Origin of the sequence: Paenibacillus sp. FSL H8-0259 (assembly GCF_037963255.1) — a bacterium.
Lineage (GTDB): Bacteria > Bacillota > Bacilli > Paenibacillales > Paenibacillaceae > Paenibacillus_AQ > Paenibacillus_AQ phytohabitans.
The window spans coordinates 5,897,021-5,921,120 of record NZ_CP150147.1 but is presented as its reverse complement, the minus strand read 5'-3'; the positions used below and the strand labels follow the sequence as shown (position 1 = coordinate 5,921,120).

Annotated in this window: 11 protein-coding genes; 8 read left to right on the top strand and 3 right to left on the bottom strand. The window is 51.0% G+C overall.

Going from position 1 to position 24,100, the window contains the following annotated elements; all coding sequences use genetic code 11:
- Positions 1 to 175 precede the first annotated feature (175 nt).
- From NSU01_RS25475 to NSU01_RS25455, 5 genes are all read left to right on the top strand, one after another.
- Positions 176 to 2,392 carry a helix-turn-helix domain-containing protein gene (locus NSU01_RS25475; RefSeq protein ID WP_042139034.1) on the top strand — a complete coding sequence of 739 codons (2,217 nt, stop codon included), beginning with the start codon at positions 176 to 178 and terminating at the stop codon, positions 2,390 to 2,392.
- Between the two features lie 623 nt (positions 2,393 to 3,015).
- Positions 3,016 to 3,981 (top strand): ABC transporter permease subunit, encoded by a 966-nt coding sequence (locus NSU01_RS25470; protein ID WP_042139033.1) that lies wholly within the window; start codon positions 3,016 to 3,018, stop codon positions 3,979 to 3,981.
- 21 nt (positions 3,982 to 4,002) lie between these two features.
- Entirely contained in the window at positions 4,003 to 4,875 is an 873-nt protein-coding gene (locus NSU01_RS25465) for a carbohydrate ABC transporter permease (RefSeq protein ID WP_231575194.1), read from the top strand.
- Positions 4,876 to 4,955: 80 nt separating this feature from the next.
- On the top strand, positions 4,956 to 6,527 hold the full coding sequence (locus NSU01_RS25460) for an extracellular solute-binding protein (RefSeq protein WP_076244439.1): 1,572 nt from the start codon (positions 4,956 to 4,958) through the stop codon (positions 6,525 to 6,527).
- Between the two features lie 96 nt (positions 6,528 to 6,623).
- Positions 6,624 to 8,060: a glycosyl hydrolase family 28 protein gene (locus NSU01_RS25455; protein ID WP_076244442.1), complete on the top strand. Its 1,437-nt coding sequence runs from the start codon at positions 6,624 to 6,626 to the stop codon at positions 8,058 to 8,060.
- 382 nt (positions 8,061 to 8,442) lie between these two features.
- Here NSU01_RS25455 and NSU01_RS25450 read toward each other — a convergent pair whose 3' ends face one another.
- Positions 8,443 to 10,524, bottom strand: coding sequence for an AbfB domain-containing protein (locus tag NSU01_RS25450; protein WP_083705542.1), 2,082 nt, complete (start codon positions 10,522 to 10,524; stop codon positions 8,443 to 8,445).
- Between the two features lie 290 nt (positions 10,525 to 10,814).
- Between NSU01_RS25450 and NSU01_RS25445 the strand changes: the two genes are divergently transcribed.
- Both NSU01_RS25445 and NSU01_RS25440 read left to right on the top strand, forming a co-directional pair.
- Positions 10,815 to 16,823, top strand: a complete 6,009-nt coding sequence (locus NSU01_RS25445) for an S-layer homology domain-containing protein (protein WP_076244445.1) — start codon at positions 10,815 to 10,817, stop codon at positions 16,821 to 16,823.
- A gap of 172 nt (positions 16,824 to 16,995) precedes the next feature.
- Positions 16,996 to 19,059 carry an S-layer homology domain-containing protein gene (locus NSU01_RS25440; RefSeq protein ID WP_076244448.1) on the top strand — a complete coding sequence of 688 codons (2,064 nt, stop codon included), beginning with the start codon at positions 16,996 to 16,998 and terminating at the stop codon, positions 19,057 to 19,059.
- A 126-nt stretch (positions 19,060 to 19,185) separates the two neighbouring features.
- Here NSU01_RS25440 and NSU01_RS25435 read toward each other — a convergent pair whose 3' ends face one another.
- Together NSU01_RS25435 and NSU01_RS25430 are read right to left on the bottom strand one after the other, a co-directional pair.
- A complete protein-coding gene (locus NSU01_RS25435; protein WP_076244450.1) occupies positions 19,186 to 19,968 on the bottom strand; it encodes a class I SAM-dependent methyltransferase in 783 nt (260 codons plus the stop codon).
- Positions 19,969 to 20,241: 273 nt separating this feature from the next.
- Positions 20,242 to 21,192: a hypothetical protein gene (locus NSU01_RS25430; RefSeq protein WP_042139030.1), complete on the bottom strand. Its 951-nt coding sequence runs from the start codon at positions 21,190 to 21,192 to the stop codon at positions 20,242 to 20,244.
- Between the two features lie 191 nt (positions 21,193 to 21,383).
- Here NSU01_RS25430 and NSU01_RS25425 point away from each other — a divergent pair, with 191 nt between their 5' ends.
- Complete coding sequence (locus NSU01_RS25425; RefSeq protein WP_083705545.1) at positions 21,384 to 24,083, top strand: response regulator; 2,700 nt, start codon at positions 21,384 to 21,386, stop codon at positions 24,081 to 24,083.
- Positions 24,084 to 24,100 lie beyond the last annotated feature (17 nt).

The following is a 24,100-nucleotide window of genomic DNA, read 5'->3' as shown; positions in this document are numbered from 1 at the left end:
CAAATAAAATGAATAAATCGAAAGATTTTATAATAGTAAAGAAATTTAAAAAGCTGGTATCATGAAGAGAGCAGGATGCTTGCTTCCTTAGAGGTTATTGGAGGTTATTTATGAAAGCGTTTTATTTAGCGGATGCCAAAAAGTAAGCAGGTATACAGAGAAAAGGGGGAGCAGCATGAACAAATACGGTTATAAAAAAACCATATTCAATCACCTGGTTTTATCCTATACCATTCTTTCTGTTGTTCTAATCAGCACGATGGGCGGCTACTGGTATACCCAGGCCAACCGTATGATGGATCAGGAAATCGCCAAGGACAGTGTCACCCGGCTGAATGCCGTTCAGACGTTTATTGAACAGACACTGCTCAAAAAATATGAGGATAACCTGCAGAACAAGGCCTTGTCCATCAATTTTATCCAAAGCAACGCCAACCTGAGCCAGCTGCTGTATGGGGGCTGGAAGGGGAATCTGAGCCGGGCGGCTTCCTTTAATAATGATCTGGAGTTCTTCAAGGTGGAGAATACGGGTGTCACCAATGTGGCGGTATATTTCCCAGGGAATGATTATGTGGTGGATGCAGACAAGTTTTATATGAAAACGGCCAATTCGCTGGAATCGGGATTCTACTGGAAACTGGCCCATATGCCTTTGAAAAAATGGACAGTCCGGACCAACGCAAACGGTGAGCAGGTTATCAGCTATGTGATTAAGCTTCCTTATCAACTGCCGAGTGTGAAGGCTGCGGGGTATTTCATCATCGATGTAGGCGTGAACTATCTGCAGACCGTTGTGGCTCCGATGCTTAGTTCTCCGGAAGATAAGCTGCTGGTGTTGGATGGAGCGGATCATGTGCTGTTCTCAGCCGGCGGGGAGAACAGCAGAATCGATGAGCTTTTGCAGGAAGCGCTTGGTTCGGGATCTGCCCAGGAAAGAAGGATTAAGGAGGGCGGAGTGCCGGGAGTCTTATCACAGCTTCCATCCGTTCATTCGGCTCATCAATGGACCTATGCGATGTACCGGCCAACCAACACCGTAGAACTCTTCACCGAGCATCTAAAAACAGGGCTGTATACCGCTTCTGCCATTATTATTCTGTTCGGACTTCTGATCTCTTTCCTGTTCTCCAAACAGCTCTATATTCCCATCAAACAGCTGATGGCCAAGATCGGCAGCTTCCAGCCGGCCCATTCTCATCTCTCCCGCGGGAATGAGTATATGATTATCGGGGATACCTTTTCCTTAATGAAAGACAAGATCGTGGATCTGGAATCCCAGGCGAGGAAAAGTGAGCTTATCAACCTGCTGCTGGGGGTCAGCCAGAGTGAGGAGCCTCAGGAAAGAGTACTGCCCGATACCGCTTATTGCGCAGCATACCTTCAGCTTACCGCAGGGGAGCCGGAGGGGTTGAAAGCCAGGTATGAGCTCTACAGCACGCTTCCGGGAGAATTCATCTTGCTCAATGCAAGAGAGGCGGTCATTCTTTACTACCTGGAGCAGGAGCATGGATTTGACCCGTCCTTCCTTATCAATGATCTGCAGGGGCTGCAGCGGATATCCGGCGAGGGCTTCACCTTTCAGGCGGCCATCGGACGGAAGGTGCACTCTGCTGAGGACATCCCGGATTCCTACCAGACGGCGCAGCAGGCCAGCCGGTATCATTTTATCTACGGCAGGCACACGGTTATTTCATTTCACAAGACGCAGTCCCTGAATGCGGAGCCTATGTTCTTCAATTTTGAGCATTACAGCAATGCACTGAAGGCAGGGGACCTTAAGGGAGTGAATGATTTCCTCGATACCTTTGTCTCTGCGCTGCATAAAGAGGAGGTGCAGATTGATGCCGCAGAGCTGGCCGTGCTCCAGCTGATTGCCCAGCTGTACCAATGTGTGATTGAGCTGAAGCTGCAGCATCTGCTTCCGTATTCCAATCTGTTTGAGGAGCTGAAGAAGGATACCCTGTACGAAACGATGACAAGCATCCGGAAGCTGTGTACAGAAATTACAGAACTGATGAATGCTGAAGGCAATCATGCCCATGCGGAGGTCATCCGTACGTTACAAGCTTTCATATCCAGTCACCTGCATGAGGATTTATCGCTGCAGATTCTGTCGAGGGAAGTCTCGCTGGCACCGGCTTATATCTCCACCCTATTCAGTGAAGTCACCAAAACCCCGTTCACCGAATATGTAACGAAGCTGAGGCTGGAGAAGGCCGCCGAGCTGCTGATTGCCGATTCGCGGCTGTCTATCGCGGTAATTGCCGAGCAGGTCGGCTACCGTAATCCGCAATATTTTCACAGCAAATTCAAAGCCCGGTACGGCGTTACCCCTGTCCAATACCGGAAATCGCATAAGGACCATGCGGATTGGATCACTTTGGAGAATTGAATGTCCTAGCAACGCCAGCCTTAAATATTAATTATCCCGAACCTTCACGCCAATGAAGGTTTTTTGTTTGTATAGGAAATGATGCAGTTTGAAAAGGTGAGGATAACGGTGAAGAAGCGGCTTATACGGCGTGGGAAGACACCTACGGGAGTCGAGATACCGCGGCAGCTGAAAAATAGATGGATATTCTACACTTGCTAAAGGGCGAAGGAGGCAATGTCAAACAGCAAGTGGAAAAAGAGCACTTAATATTAGGGAAATAGACAAGAGTAGGAGAAATATACGAAATTAAGATACGTTTATCCAATTAATAATCTCAACGATACTAAAATAGCAAAAATAAGATACGTTTTACCACTTAATTTCATAAGGGGAGGTAGCGCTTCAGCATTTTGAGTAGCGGCTACTATTCATAAGAAAGTGGCGCTGATTTGTTCATATTTCGGCCTAAAGTGGATAACCGCTTAAATAATTGAACTTCTGCAGGCGGTAAAACGAAAGAAAGTATAAGGAATTGAATGAAGTTGAACTAGAAAAAGCGCTTCCATAAATCTAAACTTACATTTGTGAGCGGCACATGATGAATATACCGAGCTTGTCTATTTTGGAAAGGAGCAACTGTAATGACCTCGCTAGTCACTTCGGACGGGAAAACCCAGGCCGGGAGGAAAACCTCAAAGATTGCAGCAGTATGGAAAGAATATAAAAAATGCAGGTATCTCTTTCTATTACTTACACCCGTACTGATCTGGTACGCCGTATTCGCATACTCGCCTTTGTATGGAATTCAGCTGGCATTCAAGGATTTCCGGATTATGGATGGGATCTGGGGGAGCCCCTGGGTCGGACTGAAGCATTTCAAATTTCTGTTCCTGCAATCGCCTGACTTCTTCAAAATTCTGGAGAATACGGTTGTCATCAGTATCTATCATATTGTATTCGGCTTCCCCGCGCCGATCATTCTTGCGCTGATGATTAATGAAATCCGGTCGTCCAAGTTTAAGAAGATCGCCCAATCGCTTACCTATCTGCCCCATTTCTTCTCCTGGGTCATTCTGGGCGGGATTCTGATCACCTTGCTCTCCCCGTCCACGGGAGTGGTGAACTATCTGATTACATTGGTCGGTCTGGACCCGATCTATTTTCTTGGTGATCCCCATTATTTCAGATTTACACTGGTGACCTCGGCGATCTGGAAGGAAGTAGGCTGGGGAACGATCATCTATCTGGCTGCGCTCACGGGAGTTTCCCCCGATTTATATGAAGCGGCTGTCATGGATGGGGCAAGCAGGTGGAAGCAGACCCTCAAAATCACGCTGCCGTCCATCCTGCCCGTTATTGTGCTGATGCTTATCCTGCGGATGGGCGGAATTCTCGATGCAGGCTTCGACCAGATATTGAACCTGTACTCACCCGCAACCTACGAAGTAGCTGATATTCTGGACACGTATGTCTACCGGGTAGGTCTGCAGAATTTTCAATTCAGCCTGACGACTGCGGTAGGGCTATTTAAGAATGTGATCGCTTTTATGCTGGTGCTGTTCACCAATTATATCTCGAAGAAGCTGGGGCAGGACGGATTATTCTAATTTTGAAAGGAGCACCAGGCAGTGAGACAAGGCAAAGGAAGTACGTTGTTTCAAATCTTTCTGATTTCGTTCATGGTTATTCTCTGCATAATCATGTTATATCCATTCGTTCATATGCTGTCGATCTCGTTCAGCAGTCCTGCAGAGTCGTTAAGACTGGGCATCCATCTCTATCCGAAGCAGGTATCGTTGTATGCATGGGAGCGGGTTCTCGGGAAACATGATATCTGGATCGGCTTCGGCAATACCGTCTTCAGAACCGTAGTAGGTACGGTATGCTCGGTTCTCTTCATGTCCATGGGCGCCTATCCTCTGTCGAGAAGATATCTGCCCCACCGCAATGTGTTTACGCTGCTGATCGTATTTACGATGTTCTTCGGCGGCGGGCTGATTCCAACCTACTTTCTGATCAAAAATCTCGGGCTGCTCGATACCCGGGCGGTATACATTTTACCGGGGCTGGTCAGCACCTTCTCCATGCTCATTCTGCGCAATTTCTTCCAGGCGATTCCGGATGAGCTTGAGGATTCGGCCAAAATTGACGGAGCGAACGACTTGCGGATTCTTTTCCAGATTGTATTACCGCTGTCCCTGCCGGTTCTGGCTACTCTGTCTCTATGGTCGGCAGTTGGGCACTGGAACGCCTGGTTTGACGCGGTGCTCTATATCCAGGACCCTGACAAGCAGGTTCTAACCACCTTTTTGCGGAGAGTTGTGATCACAGGCGAGGACCTGTCCATGTACGCCTCCAATACAACAAACACGGCTTTGGGATATCAGGAGCCGATTAAGGCGGCCACCCTGATGTTCACGGCTCTGCCGATTATCATTGTCTATCCGTTCCTGCAGAAATATTTCGTCAAGGGTACAATGGTAGGCTCGCTCAAAGGTTAACAGGATTTACTCAATCTGCTGTAGAGGCGGCATTGTTTAAATAACAAGCATCAGAGAACAAAAGGGAGGATATTAGAAAAATGAAAACAAAACCATGGTTGACCGGTATGGCAGCATTGCTGCTGTCCACCTCGTTGCTTGCCAGCGGGTGCAGCAATAACGGAAATAATAGTACTTCTTCATCCAATGCTCCGGCGAATCCGGGAACGGAAGCGCCAATTGAAATCACTTGGGCGAACAACTGGAACGCACCGGAAGCTGACAATAATTATGTGCAGAAATTCATTGAGCAGAAATTCAACGTCAAGATTAAAAATGTGAAATTTGAAACCGCGACCTGGAAAGAACAACTTGGGGTCATGCTTGCCTCCGGCAACATACCGGATGTTCTGGCTGTCGATGGAAGTGTCGGGGACATGGTGCAATGGGCGGATCAGGGCGTAATCGCCAGCATTCCGGTGGAGGATATTAAGACTTATATGCCTAAATATGTGGCAGACGTGGAGAGTGTTGATCCCAAGGCATGGGATGCCGGGAGCTATAACGGCAAGAACTGGGGAGTTCCAAAGGTATGGTCCAACGGCAGCACAGGCTTCATGCCGGGGTATAACGGACAATGGCTGAAAGCGATTGGTTATAGCGAGGCTCCCAAAGATCTGACGGAGCTGGAGGATGTATTGACCAAGTTCACGAATGGCGATCCGGACGGCAACGGCAAGAAGGATACCTTCGGGATGTCCGGACGCGGTAAAGATGCGCAAATGCAGATGTTTAATCCCATCTTTGCCGCTTACGGTGTGAACCCGTTCCAGTTCAAGCTGGGTTCGGACGGTAAAGTGGAATACGGTGCGATCACCGAAGGTGCCAGACAAGGTCTGGCATTGCTCAACAAATGGTTCGAAGCGGGAATTATTGATCCCGAATTCGTTACGGATGGCAATGGTGAAATTCAGACTAAATTTATCAGCCTGAGAACCGGCATGTTCGATACCGGGATGTGGCATCATCTGTACAAGGATGGATATTTCGGGCAGGTAGCGGCGGATAAAGGAATTGAGCTGGTGCCGGGGACTCCGCTTACAGGGCCTGACGGCAAGAAGTATGCGTTCTCCAATGGCGCCTTGCAGCCTCCGATCTTCTTCGGCGTTCAGCTTGAGAAGGATGATAAGAAAAGACAGAGGATTCTGGAGATTCTGGAATATGCCGCAACGGATGCAGAAGGCTATCTGACCACCACTTTCGGCAAGGAAGGGGTAACGTATAATCTGGAGGGCGATTTGGCCGTTGCTATTGAGAATCCTGCGGAGACCTTGGCCGCATTAGGTGTAGGCTTCTATAATCCGCTTGGCGGCAAGGTAGAAGCGATGACCAAATATCATTTCTCTGCTGACAAAATTGCCTTCCGTGACAAGTACACCAAAATTGACGGACTCACTGTGTTGACAGACCTGATGCAATCGACCGTCATGACTACAAAGGCGCAATATGAGACGATTCTGACTACGCTTCAGACCCAATTCTATATTAAAGCTATCACCGGGGAAGCAGACACGGATAAGGCATTTGATGATTTCAAGGCCCAGTGGCTGAAGTCAGGCGGACAAGCGGAGCTGGATGAAGCCCAGAAGATTTACGAAGAGCGCAGCAAGTAACACTATTACATGCACGAAATCGTAAACCGGCTGTGCAGACATGGAGACATGTCTGAGCATGGCCGGTTTCATCATTTACTGACAGGAGTGGGAATATTGCTATCTGACAATTGGATTCATGTCTATCCGGCACCGGAGGGTGCCGTGCACAACCCGGATTTCTCTGTCCGCGTCCGGACGCCGGGTGAGGAGTGGAGGCCGCTCTTCAGCTACAACGTCAAAGTGGATATGCACAATGTACGGAACGCATCAATGGTCATGTTCGATTGCTCCGGAACGGTTGACATTGAAGTCGAGTATCATCCTGAGACGGTCCGCGAGGCTGTGATCCGGCCGCTATCAGCCGGTTTAGTGGGGGAAATAAGCGGCCGCAGCCTGTCGTTCACCATTGACGGGCCTAAGCTGCTGTCGGTTGAAGTCAATGGCGAACGGTTTCATAATCTTCATATTTTTGCGAATCCGCCGGAAGAGCAGCTGCCGGACATGGAAGGCGGTGAGATTCTGATGCTGGAGCCGGGACTGCATAATACAGAGAAGCTTCAGCAACAGCTGGAGCATACTAAGGATGCGGGATTCCAGCGAATCGTTATCTTCAGACCGGGTGTTCACCGGCTGAGTGAGCCGCTGCTGCACCTCCCATCCTGCTGCACGGTGTATATCCCGGGAGGGGCTGTCGTTTATGGAGGTTTTGTGTGCGACGGGGTTCATGACGTCACGGTTAAAGGCAGGGGGATCCTGTACATGTCGGATTATGAGAAGAATACCTTTTACCGGGGCTTCGAAATCAAGTATTCAAGTCATATCCACATCGAAGGGATAACCGTAATTGATCCTCCACACTACACCGTACTTCTCGGCCAGTCGGAGCATATCCTGATCCGCAACCTGAAATCGTTCAGTACGCGCGGCTGGTGTGACGGCATTGATATGATGGCCTGCAAACAGGTCACCATTGAAGGAGGTTTCCTCCGCACATCTGATGACTGTATTGCGGTGTATGCATCGCGCGGCGAATTCCGGGGCGATACACGGGATGTCACGGTCAGCGGCTCCATCCTGTGGGCGGATGTCGCCCACCCGGTCAATATCGGCACACACGGTGATTATGACGGAGACGGTGATGTGATTGAGAATATCCGGTTCACGGAGCTTGATATCCTGGAGCATCATGAGCCACAGCCCGATTACTGGGGCTGCCTGGCGATTAACGCAGGCGACAACAATACAGTCCGCAATGTATCTTATGAGGATATCCGGATTGAATCGTTTGAGCTTGGTGAATTGTTCAATCTGCGGGTATTGCAGAATGAGAAATATAACCCGGCTCCGGGCAAGCGGATCGAGCAGATCATCTTCAGGAACATTCACTTTAACGGTACCTGCATGAATCCTTCGCATATTGAGGGGTATGATGATACACGGGTTGTCCAGGACGTTACTTTCGAGAATGTAACGGTGAACGGCAGCGCATTTCAATTGGAGGAGCCGTATGTCATCATCGGGAAGCATGCTCAGGGGATAAAGGTGTTGTAAGGGAGCCTCCTAAAAGTGGGATCAACGTTGGCACTTGGGTGGACGCTGCGTGAACGGACTGTTGTTCCAATCGCTGTTGCCCCCAGATTTTATTGATTCTCCTTAGCGGTGAAAATCCGGGGTCAAAGGCGACCGCTAACGCTTTTCCACAATCAGTCCGTCCTCTCCGCTGTTTAAGCGGGGAAAGTGTTTCAGGACCAAAGAACAACCGGGGCTTTCGATTGCCCGCAATCTGCTGAAGCGAGCAGTCATAGACCAAAACGTAGAGCAGCGCTCCCCCAATAACAGGGGAAGCGCTGCTATGCGTTTTTGGTCAATCTGTGGCTTAATTCAATAAAAGAGCGTCCATCCAAGTGCTAACGGATATCCTTCTCAAACAGGCTTAAGGAGTGACCTCGGTAAAGGTAGCATCTGCGATAAATGCAGAACCGGACTCGGCCTGAGCAAATAACAGATGATTGCTGTGACGCAAATATTTGGTCTGGTCTGTCCACATCTGATAAGAGGATTTCTGCGGGTCGGCTAAACCGGCTACACGGCGGAAGGTCGCCTCGTTGTTAAAGGCTGCTGTGCTGTCATTCTGGTCCAGCCATACTTCGCCATTCGTCCGAACCCCCAGGAACCGTCCCGGGTAGTTGACGGACTCGAACGATACACCGCCAACACCGGCCAGGCCGGTAACCATCTTGAATTGTGAATCCTGGGCAGGGGAGACGCCGGCATCTATCCGGGCGCGGTAGCTGCTGTGCCGGAGGAAGCGGTCCGGATAGTTATAAGACTGCAGGCCGATATTCACGGAGACCGGTTCGAGTCTCCATTGCTGGTGGCTGCCGAGCGTGTACCTCCATTGATCAATCAGGGCAGCTTCACTAGTCGAGGCGTTAACCACATCGGCCGGCTTATTCGAATGCACAGGGGTAATCCGGTAGTATCCGCTGCCCGTAGGGATGAAAGCGAACTTCTGATGGTCTCCGCCGTTGCCGGAGTATACTTGGAATTTGGCTCCAGGGTCCAGAGAGCCGCTTGCGACCTCGAGGAATAGCCCGCTCTGTGCATTCTTAATGCTGTACTGGCCGCCGCCAAGATGGGTTACGGTCCATTGCTGGCTGACTGCCCCGGTATAGGATGATTTCCGTACCGGGGAGTTGTTCGCCGTACCGGCGGCTTCCATAGCCTTGCCGTCCAAACGGACGGAGAAGCGGTAAGTACCATCCGAAATATTGCCTCCTGGAAGAGAGGCCGATTCCCCGGAGCCAGCCGGGCGGGTATAGAGCAAAGTGCCGAATCCAAGCTGGTCAAAGGTGGAGGGGTACTGCGTATTGGCGCCTCCTTCCGGTCTTGCCAGTGCGGCACGGGCGGCAATATTGGGGACCGCCATTCCCTTCCGGTTAGCATAATGGTTGTAGATCATTTCCCAGATGGGGCGGACCTCATTGCGGCTGGCATTGGAGACAACGGTCTGGGACTGGACGGCACCGTTCGTGCCGGTACCCCACTCGTAGGCGGCAAACGGCACATCTGCCCCGTTATTGTATTTGGCCACATATTCGGCGGCCCGCAGGAAGCGGTTGTTCGCCCAGCCGTACAGGTCGTCGCCCTGATGCCAGGCCATTTCGTTAATCACAGCCATCAGACCGACGCCGAGCTGGGTATGCGCCTGGTCACGCCCGGATTCCTGCCACTGGGCCAGCCCGTTCGGATGAAGGTAAGGAATCGCGTTGTAAATCGAGCCATTGCCGGCCCCATGCTTGTAATATTCAACTCCAATATTGTAGATATCCGCACGGTCGCAAAAGATCCCGATAGCCACAGCCGAAGCCATATTAGCCAGATCCCAGTTGGCCCAGTAATTCTGGATGTAGGCGTCATTGTGGTTCTGGCCGTATTCATTGCCGATCAGGAACCGTTCATTCAGCGGTTTATAGAAGACATTGATCAGCATATCCTGCATCTGCGTTAGATTAAAGCCGGGATAATCCCGCATGAGTTCGGCTGCATTGGCCAGTTCATAGCCATACAGGCCGGAAGCCAGATAACGGTCCGCATTGCCTGAGACGGCCGTAAGGGTGGACGACCAGGCGTTCAGAATATCGCGCGCGGTGTCTCCATTGGCCGTGCTTCCGCTGATCTTCCAGCGCAGGGCATTCTGGTAAGCGCGGGCTGTATCCCTATAGAGCAGAGCCACATTATCTCCCGTGCCGCCGCGGATAATCGTGGCGGTTGCCTGTGGAGTCCAGCCGGCTTGCGACAGCGGGCTGTTCACGAGCTGGTTCCACCCATCCAGAACAGGCTGGGTTCCGGCATTCACCATCTGTCTCATGCGGTCGAAATCCGCCTGCGAATGGAGCAGGCCCGGATGTGCAAAGCCGCCTGCCGGAGCCGCCTCCGCTTGCTGGTCCGGTACGAGTCCGGTTAAACCGGCTGCAAGGGTGAGGATAAACAGGATCATCACAAACTTTTTCATATTATCAGCTCTCCTTCTTATTATGGAATCGCTTCCATCCCGTACTATAGCCCAGTCCCGTCCGTGAATAAATTCCAATTATATTAGAAAGAGTGCATTTCTTAATGCTTTTTATAATCCGGATCTTTCCTGCGGGGGGATTGGAGCTTTCGTTAAAGTTTGAATGAAAACATAAGAAAACAAAAGAATTTACAATAGATAGAAAGTTGAGAATTTGCTATGATGAGCCGTGTTTCCGCGAGGAAATGGATTGTAGGACACAAAGTTATTCATTTACAAGGAGGTTGGATATGAGCATCCGGAAATCCCTGTTATCGAAAGCGCTTGTCATTATGATCTCAAGCATCCTGTTAGCTGTAACATTGATTGGAGATATTGCCCTGCCTGCGGCTAAGGCTGAGGCCAGTATTCCTGAACCAAGTGATCTGGTCGTTATTCATGAGACGGTCAGAGGTGGATTTACCCATCCCGGGGTGGGAGTAACCAAGTCTGTTCTGGAAAATATGCGCGAGCAGGTGATCGCGGGGCAGGAGCCCTGGGCTTCGTATTACGCGGCCATGACGAAGTCGTCGTATGCTTCCAGAACCGTTACATCAAACCTGGCCAGCGCGGCAGATCCGTCCAAGCCGAAAAACGTTGCCGTGAACAGCAAGGGAGCATTCGTTACAGACGGGTTAAGTGCGTATACGCAAGCTCTCATGTATTACATTACCGGAGATGAAGTTTACCGGGCCAATGCGATGGCTATTATCCGCATCTGGGAGCAGATGGACCCGGCCCAGTATACGTATTTTACGGACTCTCATATCCATATGGGCGTTCCGCTGAACCGGATGGTGACCGCGGCGGAGATTCTCCGGTACACCGTTGCCCGGAACGGGGCGCTTAGCTGGACGGAAGCGGATACCGCCAAATTCACGTCCAATCTGATTGTGCCGATGACGGAGACCTTTCTGCACGGCAATAACTATTTCATGAACCAGCATTTGTATCCGCTGCTCGGGGCGATGTCCGGTTATATCTTCACAGACAATATGGACCGGTATAAGGAAGGCGTTGAATGGTTTACGGTTAATAAGACTGCCGTGGATCAAGGCCAGAACGGTGCGATCCGGCAGCTGTTCCGGCTGGTGACGGAAGACGCCGTAACCGGTGAACAGCTGGAGACGCCGAGAGTTCAGCATGTGGAGATGGGCCGGGACCAGGCTCACGGCGCTGGAGATCTTACCAATGTGGAGATTCTGGGACGGTTACTGGATGCCCAGGGCACGAAGGTTGATCCGGCGGATGGAACGCTGTCCACTGCGGATAATGCTGTAACCGCTTACGCCTTCCTGGGCAACCGGATTCTGAAGGCGGCGGATTACTTCGCCCAATATATGCTGGGTTATGACACACCCTGGACTCCCGTTGTGGCCCGCTACGACGCGGAAGGAAATCCGGTGATTTATAAAGTGCTGTCCGGTGCATACCGGGGGCGGATCGGCGGCAATGTATACGGCCAGTATTATTACTATAAATACAGCATGGGGCTGGATATAGAGAAGGAAGCTCCATACTATGCCGAAATGTTCAATAAGCGGACGCCGTATTACTGGGAATCACCCGATGGCGGGGCGGACTACTGGCTGTTCATCCCGAAGGAAGCGGCTTCCGAAGGGGCATCCACCTTGCCCGAAGTCTCGCCCAGCGCAGATTGGACAGAAATCGAGCAGCGGGCTACCAGCTTGGATTCCAATGCGGTGACCCGGCAAGAAGGAGACATTTCCTACGTGCAGGTTAAGGCTACCGAAGCAGGCAGCCGGGTTTCTGTGGTCGCTTCAAGCACAAGCCTGAAGACAGTTGCTCTCCGCATCCGGACCAATGGAACAGCGAGGCTGGAAGTTAACGGATGGACGGAATCAGAGCTCGTACTGCCGGATACGAAGGGCCAGTGGAAATATATAACGCTGACCATGGATCAATATCATGGATTGGGCGATTTGATCTATTTCAAGGTTACGGGTCCCGGAACACTGGTCGACATCGATCATCTGCTGCTGGCGCCGGCAGCCGGATTGACCCCGCCGGTCTTCACTTCCGGACCGGCAGATGTGAATGCATATGCCTATACGGGCTCTGAAGCTGCACTCCAGGTTGATCTGTCTGCCAAAGATGCAGCGGCAGGCGATACTGTGACCTATCAGCTGGGTCCTAAACCTGAAGGGGCTGTATTCAATGAGAGCACGGGTGAGTTCTCCTGGATGCCGGAGCAGCCGGGGGTATATTCCCTGATCTTAAGCGCGGACGATGGAGCTGCCGTAACAGCCAAAGCTGTAACCGTTACAGTAGGCAGGAACCGGCAGGAGGCGGCAACGGCTGCTGCCGGCAGGTACAATCCGGAAACCAGCTACATCTCCACGACACTGGCGGAATATATGGCCATGATTGACGATGTGACGAATGCGCTGCCAAGCGCATCCGATGAAGAGATGTACCAGAAGCTGGCCGGGCTGAATCTCGCCGCCCAAGGTCTGAAGGAATTGACACCCCTGATGAAAGACGGAAGCATGCGTTATTTCGATACGGTAGCTTCTTCCACTTTCGGTACAGAGATTGGTAATCTAATCGATAACGCGCCGGACAGCTTTGCCGGTTATTATCTGGCCGACAGTCTCAGCTATATTCTGGATTTCGGGGTGAACTTCAAGGTATCCGCCACGGCCTTCGCGCTTCAGGTCAGAACCGGATTCCCTGAGCGGATTGGCGGGGCTGCAGTATATGGCTCGAATGACAAGGAGTCCTGGACCCGGCTCACTCCGGGAGTAACTACGGTATCGGATGCAATGCAGACTCTGGAGGTCGGTGAAGCGCAGCAGGAAGGCCAGTTCCGTTTCCTGAAGCTTCAGATGATCGAGCCGTCAAGCACGATGTTCGAATTGTCCGAGCTTCGCATCTATGGCCTGCGGCATGAGACCCATAACAAGCTGAAGTCTGTAACGCTCAGCTCCCCGCAGAGTACTCAGAACAGGGTAGAAACCGGCAGCAGGGTGGACCTGTCCTTCCAATCTGCTGAACCTATTGAGGGTGTAGAGGTTACCCTACAGGGCCGGCAAGCCTCCGTTCACACCACAGACCGGATCAATTGGACGGCTTCTGTAATTATGGACAGTGCTATGCCGGCGGGCAAGATCAAATTCTCTATTAACTATACAACCGCAGGCGGATTGCCGGCCGCGCCTGCCCTGTTCACTACAGATCATTCAGTGCTCTACTATGTAAACAAGTCCAAATATGTGGATGTCACGAAGCTGGCCCGTGTGACGGCTTCAAGTGCCCAATACGGCAGTAATGGTCTGCCCGCAGACAAGGTCGGCTATCTGCTGTTTGACGGCAACACTGCAACCTATGGAGACTTGGCCAGCGGCAACGGGGCTTATTATACGCTGGACTTCGGGCCAGATGCGTCAATCAGGCTCAGCGGCGTCATTCTGCTGCCGAGAACAGGTTATGCCAGCCGGATGAACGGCCTGATCATTCAAGGCTCCAATGATGAGCTGAATTGGAGTAATCTCACCCCGGCTGTGTCTGGGGCGGCTGACCAATCGTGGACCTATATTAATGAAGAACAAATGAAGGACAGCAAGCCTTACCGGTATTTAAGAATAGTGAACCCAGCTTCATGGAGCGGCAATGTAGCTGAAGTAGAAATATACGGCGAATATAGTATTCCAGCCGCAGTCCTTGAGTCGAAGGTGAAAGGGCCTGAAGGATACACCCGGCTAAGCTACTATCAGTACAAGCAAGAGGCGGACCGGATTGTGCAAGCTGCCGGAGATCAAGGCGCAGATATGCTGGCCTTGCTTAATGAGCTGTTCCAGACGGAGCGGCTGCTGGTTACGGTCACGGAGCTGCCAGCGGAGAGAATAGCAGTTACCGAACCGATGGTGAAGGCGTCCCATATCTCGTGGGACGGGAAATTATCCGAAGCTGCCAACGGCTGGAAGGCCTTCGACGGCGACAAGGCTACGTATACCGATACCAAAGCCAATCCGGGCTGGATTGTTGCCGATCTGGGATCGGGCAATGACAAGGCGTTGTCCAGCTTCAAATTCTATCCGAGAAGCACTCAGGCCCATCTCGGAAGGGTCAATGGAGTGATTCTTCAGGGCTCTGCAGATGGAGAGCACTACACGGATCTATACACCATAAGCGGTATCACCACCGCTGAATGGCATACGGCTGCCATAAGTGAAGATACAGCTTACCGCTATCTGCGTTATTATTCCCCAAGCGGGAACGCTAACGTTGCTGAGCTGGAATTCTATCAGAAGACAGCTGACCGGACACTGCTGGAGTATCTGAGAGAGCAGGCCGAAGGTGTGCAGCGTGACCTCTATACGGAAGAGAGTCTTATAGCTCTGGATACGGCAAAAGCTGCCGCGCTGGACCTGGCTGCGGATGCGGCCCAATCCGCTATCGACGCGGCAGCCACCGGCTTGCTTACAGCTATGGAGCAATTGGTGGTCCAACCGGTCATTGTCAGTCTGAATAAGGTGGAAGTAACAACAGCAGTAGGAACAGCTCCGGAGCTGCCGTCAGTAGTAGAGGCAGTGTATAGCGATAAGACGGTCAGATCCCTGTCTGTACTATGGCAGGATATCGACCCGGTTCAATATAGCTCCGTGGGAAGCTTCACGGTAACCGGCGCGGTCTACGGCACGGATGTGCCGGCAGTCGCCAATGTGGCTGTAATGGATGAAGATTGGCCAACGCCGCCGGTACTTCCGGCAGCACCGACCGGATTAACGGCTTCCTCCATTACTGCGAACTCCCTGAAGCTGGGCTGGAATGCCCCGTCTGATAATGTGCGGTTGGCCGGATATGAGGTCCTGCTGAACGGAGAAGTACATGGTACGGTAACAGGGGATACCTATGAGTATGGCTTCACCCGGTTATTGCCGGATACGTCCTATACGTTCCGGGTGACCGCCTTAGATGAAGCGGGTAACAAGGCTTCAAGTAATGACTACACGGTGAAGACCCTGAAGGAGGAGGAGCAAACACCGCCACCGCCGTCACCGCCGCCACCGGCTTCACCGGTTGACGGCGGGAATACAGGAGGGACCGCCATTCCGGCCCCAGTCCAGACAGTAATAAGCGTACATGGAAGCCGTATCCAGGTTGTTCCTGCCATACATCAGGAAGCAGCGCTAATCACACTGAGTGAAGCAAGCCTGGAGGAAGCCCTCAAGCAGGCGATCCAGAATATGGAGGACACCCTGCATATTCAAGTGCAGCCAAGCGGAGAGCTGTCCTCCATTACGCTGGAGCTTCCGGCCAGTGCCTGGCTCAAGTCACAGAAGGAAGGAATCAGGTTTCTGTCGGTTGAGTCCGGATTAGCGTCATTGTTAATTCCTCTGGATGCGGCCGGTAACCTGATGGAAACAGATAAGCTGGCCGTGTCGGTCGGACAGGCGGACCGGTCCGGATGGCAGGCATCACTGTCCGGCCTGCTCAAGAACAAGCCTGTCTATGAATTGGGGCTCTCCGTTAACGGACAGAGCGTGAACGTCTTCGCCAACGGCAGCGTGGTGAAGGTAATGATCCCCTATTCGCCGCAAGCGGATGAATCCGTATATGGATTGGTCGCTGCTTCCCTGAGTAATGACGGAGGTCTGGAGGTAATCAGGAATTCCAAATATGACAGAACAGCCGGAAGACTTATCTTCGGCGCCAGGCACTTCAGCAAGTATGCTGTGCTCTCGGTTCCATCCCCTTATAACGACATGGATGCTTATTCATGGGCGAAGGATGGCGTTACTGCCTTGTCGGCCCGCGAAATTGTGCAGGGGACCGGAAACAATAGTTATGCTCCTGGGCGCGCGGTATCCCGCGCCGAGTTACTGAAGATGATGATGGAAGCCTTTGAATTAGTGCAGGCAGGTCAAAGCTCCTCCTTCCAGGATGTGAGATCAGGCCAGTGGTATACGGATGCGGTTGCATCAGCGGAGGCTTTGGGAATTGTTACGGGATACGGGGACGGTACCTTCGGTGCGGGCCGCAGCATTACCCGGGAAGAAATGGCGGTCATCACCGTCCGCGGTTTGAAAGCGGCGGGAGAAGAACTGCCGAAGCATCATGAAGCCGTCAACTTCAGCGACACACCGCTAATCTCCGCGTTTGCCGTAGAGGCGGTGAATCTCATCTCTGAAGCGGGCTTCATCGAAGGCCGGAGCTCAGGTGATTTTGCTCCCAAGTCACAGGCCACGCGGGCGGAAGCTGCGGTGCTTGTGGCAAGAGTGCTGGGATTGATTTAGGCTGCTCCAGATGAGGAACAAATTCCCATTCATCTGCGTCTAACCTTATAGGACTAGCAAAACGCACTGGAGGGGAATAGCTATGAGAGCAGCACCAATGAAATGGTTGACCAGGAAGACTGCACTTATTGCATTATGTATATTGCTGCTATTGATGGATGGAAGGGTAATAATGGCGGAACCGTCTGCAGGACCCAAGGCGAAGGTGCATTTCACAGCGGAAATGCAGCAGCTGCTTGACAAGGCAGAGCGTGTTCTGCTAGCTGAACAGCTGTTTCCGGACGAAGCAGCCGTAGGTTTCTTCAAGAACGGGCGCAGTCTGCCCAAGGGATATTTGGAGAGGACCGCAGACCGGATTCTGGAGCAGCGGGGCAAGTTCGCCAAGGCGTCCGATCTGATTCAGACTGCGCTGGCTTATAGTGCTGCGGGCGGGAATATCAACAACACCGCCGGCATTGATTTGTATCCGCTGCTCATGAACCATGCCGGTCTTGATTCAGAAGGGGCGGCCGTCGTAGCTGCCGCTTATATTACTACGAATAACTCCACCTTCAATACTTATGAGCGGACGAACCGTTATCCCGATATGATCCTCTATCAGCTGCTCGGCATGCAGCTGGCGGACGGCAGCTGGTCCATGGCCGGCCGGAGTACTGGAGATCCGGTATCAACAGCCCGGGTGCTCACGGCGCTGGCTTCGGTAGCGGGAACGGAACTAACAGAGCAGCCTGTAGAGAAGGCTGTGCAGTGGCTGAGGGACAAGCAGCAGCCGGACGGCGGGTTGGACGGCAAGACTGAGACCACGGCGCAAGTGATTATTGCTCTATCCTCCCTGGGAATGGATGCGGCAGACTTTGCGCAAGAAGGCGGGTCATCGCTGCTGGACCATTTGCTGTCTGCGCAGCTCCCGGGCGGCGGCTTTGCGCAAATGGCAGGCGGCTCAAGTGACCTTTCAGCCACGGTGAACAGCTATCTTGCCCTGACCTCATACAAGCTTTTGGCGGAACAGGCAGGACTTCTGTACAGCGGACTGCATCATGCCGGACCTGAGCGGGCGGTGATCCAGGTGGAAGGCCCCGGCGGTACGCTTGCCGGCGGACGGATAACGGGCGGTGATGCGGTGAAGACGGCCGCCGCTTTTTTACAGTCGAAGGGACTTGCTTATAAGCTGAATGCAGATGCCGCCAAGCCGGCCTTCACAGCTATTGAAGGAATTCAGAACGGACGGTACAACGGACGCGGAGAATGGAAAATTGCCGTTTACAGCGGGGGAAGCGCCTGGCTGTTTCCTGAGAACATTTCATCCAGGCTTACCGTTGGAGACGGCGACCAATTGCTGGTGTACTATGCCGATGACACGGAGCTATTAGACCGGATAACGGTGGAATGGAAGGACCAGTATGGCCAGCAGAGCGGAAGTTATGCTACTGCCAATACACCGTTTTCGCTGCGGATCACCAGATCGAACAGCCAGCTAGGCGGCCTTCCGGCCTTTGGGGTTACGGTAACACTCCAGGGGAAAAGCGCAGTCGCCGACAGCACCGGAAAGGTGTCCTTTGCCGGAATGAAGCCTGGCGTCTATCCGGTGCAGATTACCAAATACCGGAAAGATGGCGCTCCCGCGTTAGCCAAGCGTACGTTTGCGCTGCATATTGCTTCCCCTGAGCTGGCCAGATTTACTGATGCCAGTAAAGTTACCGCCTGGGCAAGGGGGGATATCGCTATGGCGCTGAGCAGCGGGTATATTCAGGGCGTGAGTGCCGGCGGCAATGTGCTTGCACCGAAGCAAAAGCTGACCCGGGCCGAATTTCTGACCCTGCTGCTACGGCTGCTGCATGTGTTCCCTGACGGGAAGACGGTCACCGGATTTACGGATGTACCAGCAGGCAAATGGTACAGTGGTACCGTCACTAAGGCCGTTGAACTCGGCATTGTTAGCCCCGCATCAGGCAAGTTTGAGCCGGACCGCGGCATTACGCGGGAAGAAGCGGCGGTCATGGTTGTCCAAGCTGCACAGCTGACCACGTACGGCAGTCCTGAACGTATGGGCTTAGCTGATGTTGCAGGCCTGGCACCGGCCAGCCGCCAGGCGATTCAAGCTGTCAATGAATACGGAGTTATGACCGGCAGCGGCGGCCGCTTCGAGCCGAAGCAGGTTCTGGTGCGTGAGCAGGCAGCGGCCATTCTGGTCAGGCTGCAGAAGGTCAGTCCGGGAGGGAACATGTCTGGACTGTAAGGACCAGACATCAAGGCTGCCCCGTTCACGAATCCGTTTCGGGCAAGCGTGATTGGTTGTGAAACAAGATACAGAACAACAACAGGACCGGCCGCTGGGGCCGGTCCTGTTGTTGTTCCTGCCATGTTATTTGTCCATGGGGGCAACGCGTTTTTTTCGGCACACGGCGACCACGTACAAAGGATTCATATCTTTTACTTCTCCCAGAGCCACTAGCTCGTAGCCGCTAATGACAGGATTGGTATAAGGCGTGCTTGCTGCGCCCAAATTTCTAGACTTTCTGATAATCTGGGTGTGGAAGGCAACATAGTCCGTAGTGAAGGTTTGCCCGTATAGCTCCAGGATATCATATTCCTTCAGGAGTTCTCCCACAAGCTCGACAATCGTATATTCATATTTGTGGTAATGAGTTCTTGGCTGCTCCACAAAATAAGCGGAAGGGTTCGCAATGCTGCGGTTAGGTGTGGAGACAATAAAGATCCCGTCATCTTTTAAAAGCCTGGAGGATTCTTTAATCCATACACTGCCGTCATCTATATGCTCAATGGTCTCAAAGGAAACAACAACATCAAAGCTTTTGTCCTCCAGTTCAAGCTTGTTTACATTGCCGTAGGCATAATCAATCTGATCATGACCATAAGTTTTGCGCACATTTGACAAGCTGGCTTCATCGATATCTACGCCAAGTACATGGCTGGCCCTGGCCGCCTGCAGCATTTTGGAGCCATACCCCGCTCCGCAGGCGGCGTCCAGCACCCGTTTATCCTTGACGTATTTTTGGGCTAATCTGTATCTGTTCAGATGCTCTTCCAGCACATCTCCGTAATTCTTTTTGACCACATCGTTAATGACGACACGTTCCCCCGTAAAAAGAACATCATTTTGTTCGGTGTCCAGGATTTCCAACACTTCATTTTTTTCCTGAATGGGTGAGGCGGGCAATACTCCCTTTTGGAACACCCGTGTAACTGTTTGATTAATTTATATGGCAATCGCTCATAAATATGATGAGTAACAGAAGAATATCGGATTTGCCGGACATTCTGGACATTCCGGACCTAAGTTGTGGAGGTGAAAGGAGGGACCAGACATCAAGGCAGCTGCTAAAGGTGCTGTTGATATCAAGTCCGGGGAAACAGGCAAGTGAGGGTGCGGATAGCGGCATTGTTCCCTGGAATGGGATTAGGAGGAAACAGATTTTCTCCTGAAAATATAAACAGCATTATCAGGCGAAGGAGGTAACAGGAGGGAGGACAATCGCTCGCTGAGCTCCATTGTGAACTTATCAGCGCTGTAATAAGCGTCAAAATCTCCAGTCACCGCAGGGTCTTTTGTGCCAAGAACGATATATAAGTCAACCGAGCCGGTTTTAAATACATGTTTTTCATACGGGTTTTTAGGTACCGGCCAAGAGCAGAGTACTACTTCAGGACTGTATTGATGAAGGGCAGCTTTGGCATCTGCCTGTTCCACGAAGCCGGGGTAGTCGATATAGTGCTTCCAGCTATAGTCGTCTGTTGCTGTGCAGTTGATGTTTTTTTCGTTCAAAAACTTGGTTAACGTACCGTCGCCTGCAGCTATTTCAAGACATTTTTTATCGCCTATCAAGCTTGAGAGTTCGCTAATTAAAGGTTTTGAGTAGAAACAATAAATGCCTTTTTTATTGACGAGGGGCATTAATATCTTTTTATTCAGGAGAATCCGCCAACACAGCCTGAATAGGCCCAGAGAAACCGGCTTTCGTTCAAGCCCCTTTTTGAATAAAAGCTTTTGTAAGATCATGCCGTCCCAGAGGTTGAACTTTACATTTCCGGCAGGCGTTTTTGAAGAAGCCTTTATATTTAGCTGCTCCAGCAGATGGATGGCAAATCGGGCCTTAATCACATTGGGCAGAAAGGCATTAACTGTTTTTTCATTAAAGCCGCTTTTGGAAATTTTATGATTGGCCATCTTTGCACTTGCCGTATATTTATCAAGAATGGCAGGAATTAGATTAGAATTCCGGGTGCTTTTCAGTATACTTAGTTCTTGCAGTACCTCTGCCTGATACTCCGGATACTGTTGTAATAATGTTTCTACGCTAATTTCATTGGCTAAAATTTTACGGGCGGTATCATTCGTGAAAGTTCTCATTCTATTCTCCATTACAAGTGAATTTCATATTGTTCTTCCTATTCGTATAATGTATCATGCCATTCCGGGGAATGGAATTGATAAGTGATGCAAAACCATGAGAGAAAAGAACTATATTAACTTCTGACAAAAGTGTAAACTTAACAGGCTAACCGACTTATACTTGGGTCAATTGAGGATGGAGGACATTCGTGAAGAAGTTTCGTTTTACGATTAAACAGAAAATTCTGTCTTTAACGATTCTGATTATTGCCTGCCTGCTGGCATTTGTAATCGTCATCCACTGGAGAATAAATTCCCTGCAGCAAGAAACTAACTTCATTACACATCAGGATCGGCAAATTACCAGCCTGACTAATCAAATCGAGAAAAATATACTGGATATGGAAACAGACCAGCGTGGATATGTCATTACAGGTGATGATAAATATTTGGAGCCCTTCCGCCAGGGGCTGGCTGAGTGGGAAACTAATTTTGATGAATTATCTATATTAAATGCTATGGATTCTGTACAGCAAAGCCGGCTTCAGAGCATCAAGAACAATATAGAGCAGTGGATTGAGCTATCTGCCCAGCATGTCATTCAATTGAAGAAAGCGGGAGAGGACGGTCAAGTCGGACAATTCTTCAAGACAGATTCCAGCATCGATCAAATGGATCATATCCGTAATCAGATCAGTGCGTTCCGTGACAACAGGAATGAGAATACCAATCGGTTAATAACAAACCAGGCAGACCGGAATACAGTGCTGTTGGAATTGCTGTATATCGTCTGGTTCCTGATCGCAGCAGCAGCAGTTTCTGCATCTGTGTTCATCGCCCGTTCCATCTCGCGTACGGCTTCCCAAATCACAGGCACGCTTACTGATCTGGTGAAAGTTGAGAATTTGAGCACACGGATTTCAATTACCAGCAATGATGAAATCAGTGACCTGGGACAAGCCGTTAATCTGTTGCTGGATAATCAGCAAGAACGGCTGTGGCTGCAGCAGCAGGAGAAGGAGATGCTGTCAGAATATCAGGGCATTACGCAGACTGCATTACTGGGAGATGTTTATCTAAGTAAGCTTGCCAAAATTATGGATTATCCCTATGGAACCCTGTATGTCCGCACGCAGGATAACGGCCAGGATTTTTTAACAAGAGTATCGGTATTTGCGGGTACTGCTGTGGATAGCGATCACGAACAAGTCAATTTCGGAGAAGGACTGGTAGGGCAATGTGCGAAAGAGGGCAGGCTGATTCATGTAGATCACTTGCCGGAGCCCTACATCCATATCCGCTCAGGACTTGGTGCTGCTTCGCCGCAGTCACTGGTTCTAATCCCTGTCATCTTCCTGGGAGAAGTGCTTGCCGTTGTGGAGATAGCATCTTTCAAGCCTTTATCCAGTCTGCATATTCTCTTTCTGGAGTCGACCTCCGGGCATTTCGGTGCAGCTCTCAATGGTGCTCTGAGCAGTATGAAGATCGACGGATTGCTGAAAGAATCACAAAGCTTGAACGAGGAGCTCCAAGTATATACAGAAGAGCTTCAGACACAGTCTGAAGAACTTCATATCCAGACGGAAATTCTGCACGCCACCAACAAGAAGCTGGAAGAGAAGCAGGTCCTGGCTGAGCAAAAAACGCTGGAAGCGGAGCAAGCCCAGGAAGAGCTCACCCAGTATGCTAAGATTCTGCAGCAAAGCACACAATATAAATCTGAGTTTTTGGCAAATATGTCACATGAGCTTAGAACTCCGCTGAACGGGATCTTGCTGCTGTCTGAATTTCTAATGGAGAACCAGTCAGAGCGCCTTGGAGACGAGGAGGTTGAATTCTCGCATGCCATTCATTCTGCAGGACAGGATTTGCTGGCTCTGATTAATGATATTCTTGACCTGTCCAAAGTGGAAGCCGGGAAGATGAATATCGAGATTGAAGCGGTTAATATCACTGAAATTCCTGAAATGGTACTTCAAAGCTTCGGGCAGCTATCGCGGAAAAAAGAGCTTCCTTTCCATGTACACCTGGAGGAAGGGGTGCCGGAAATCATCTATACCGATGCTCAGCGATTACGGCAAATTCTGAGCAACTTGTTATCCAATGCGTTTAAGTTTACAATGCAAGGTTCGGTTACGTTCAGAATTGGTATAGCTTCCATAGATGAGCTTGAGCCATTCGAAGATGCACAAGACAGCCATTATATCCGGTTTAGTGTTACAGATACAGGCATAGGTATCTCTGAGAATAAACAAGCCTTGATCTTTGATGCTTTTCAGCAGGCGGATGGGCATACGGAGCGTGAATATGGAGGCACCGGACTGGGGCTGTCAATTACCAAACAACTGGTGTCATTACTTGGAGGCAAGATCAGTCTGGTTAGCGAAAAGGGGGCAGGCAGCACCTTTAACGTCTATCTGCCGCCTGCCAGGCATGCTGCTGTCTATGAAGAACAGCATCCACTGCCGGAAAAGCTGGCGGAAACCCCGGATGAACTGGTTGCCGCAGCCGGGACCGGATATTATAACGACTACTCCCTGTTGGCCGATAAAGAAGTTCTGATCGTAGATGATGATGAAAGGAATTTATTTGCGCTAACGAAAATTCTGGAGAAAAATGGTTTGAACGTAACCAAGGCCACTAACGGCCAAGAGGCCGTGGAGTACCTGCAGACCGGAGCAGCTGTTGATATGATTCTGATGGATATCATCATGCCTGTGATGAATGGCTATGATACGATCAAATGGATTAGACAAATGCCGTTGAGACAGGAGACGCCGGTCATTGCATTGACTGCAAAGGCGATGCAGGAAGACAGAACCAGAATTCTGGAGGCGGGGGCGACTGAATATTTAAGCAAGCCCGTTAATATGGAGCAGTTACTGACCCTGATGAAAATGATTATTTAAGAGTGAGCTATTCAGTA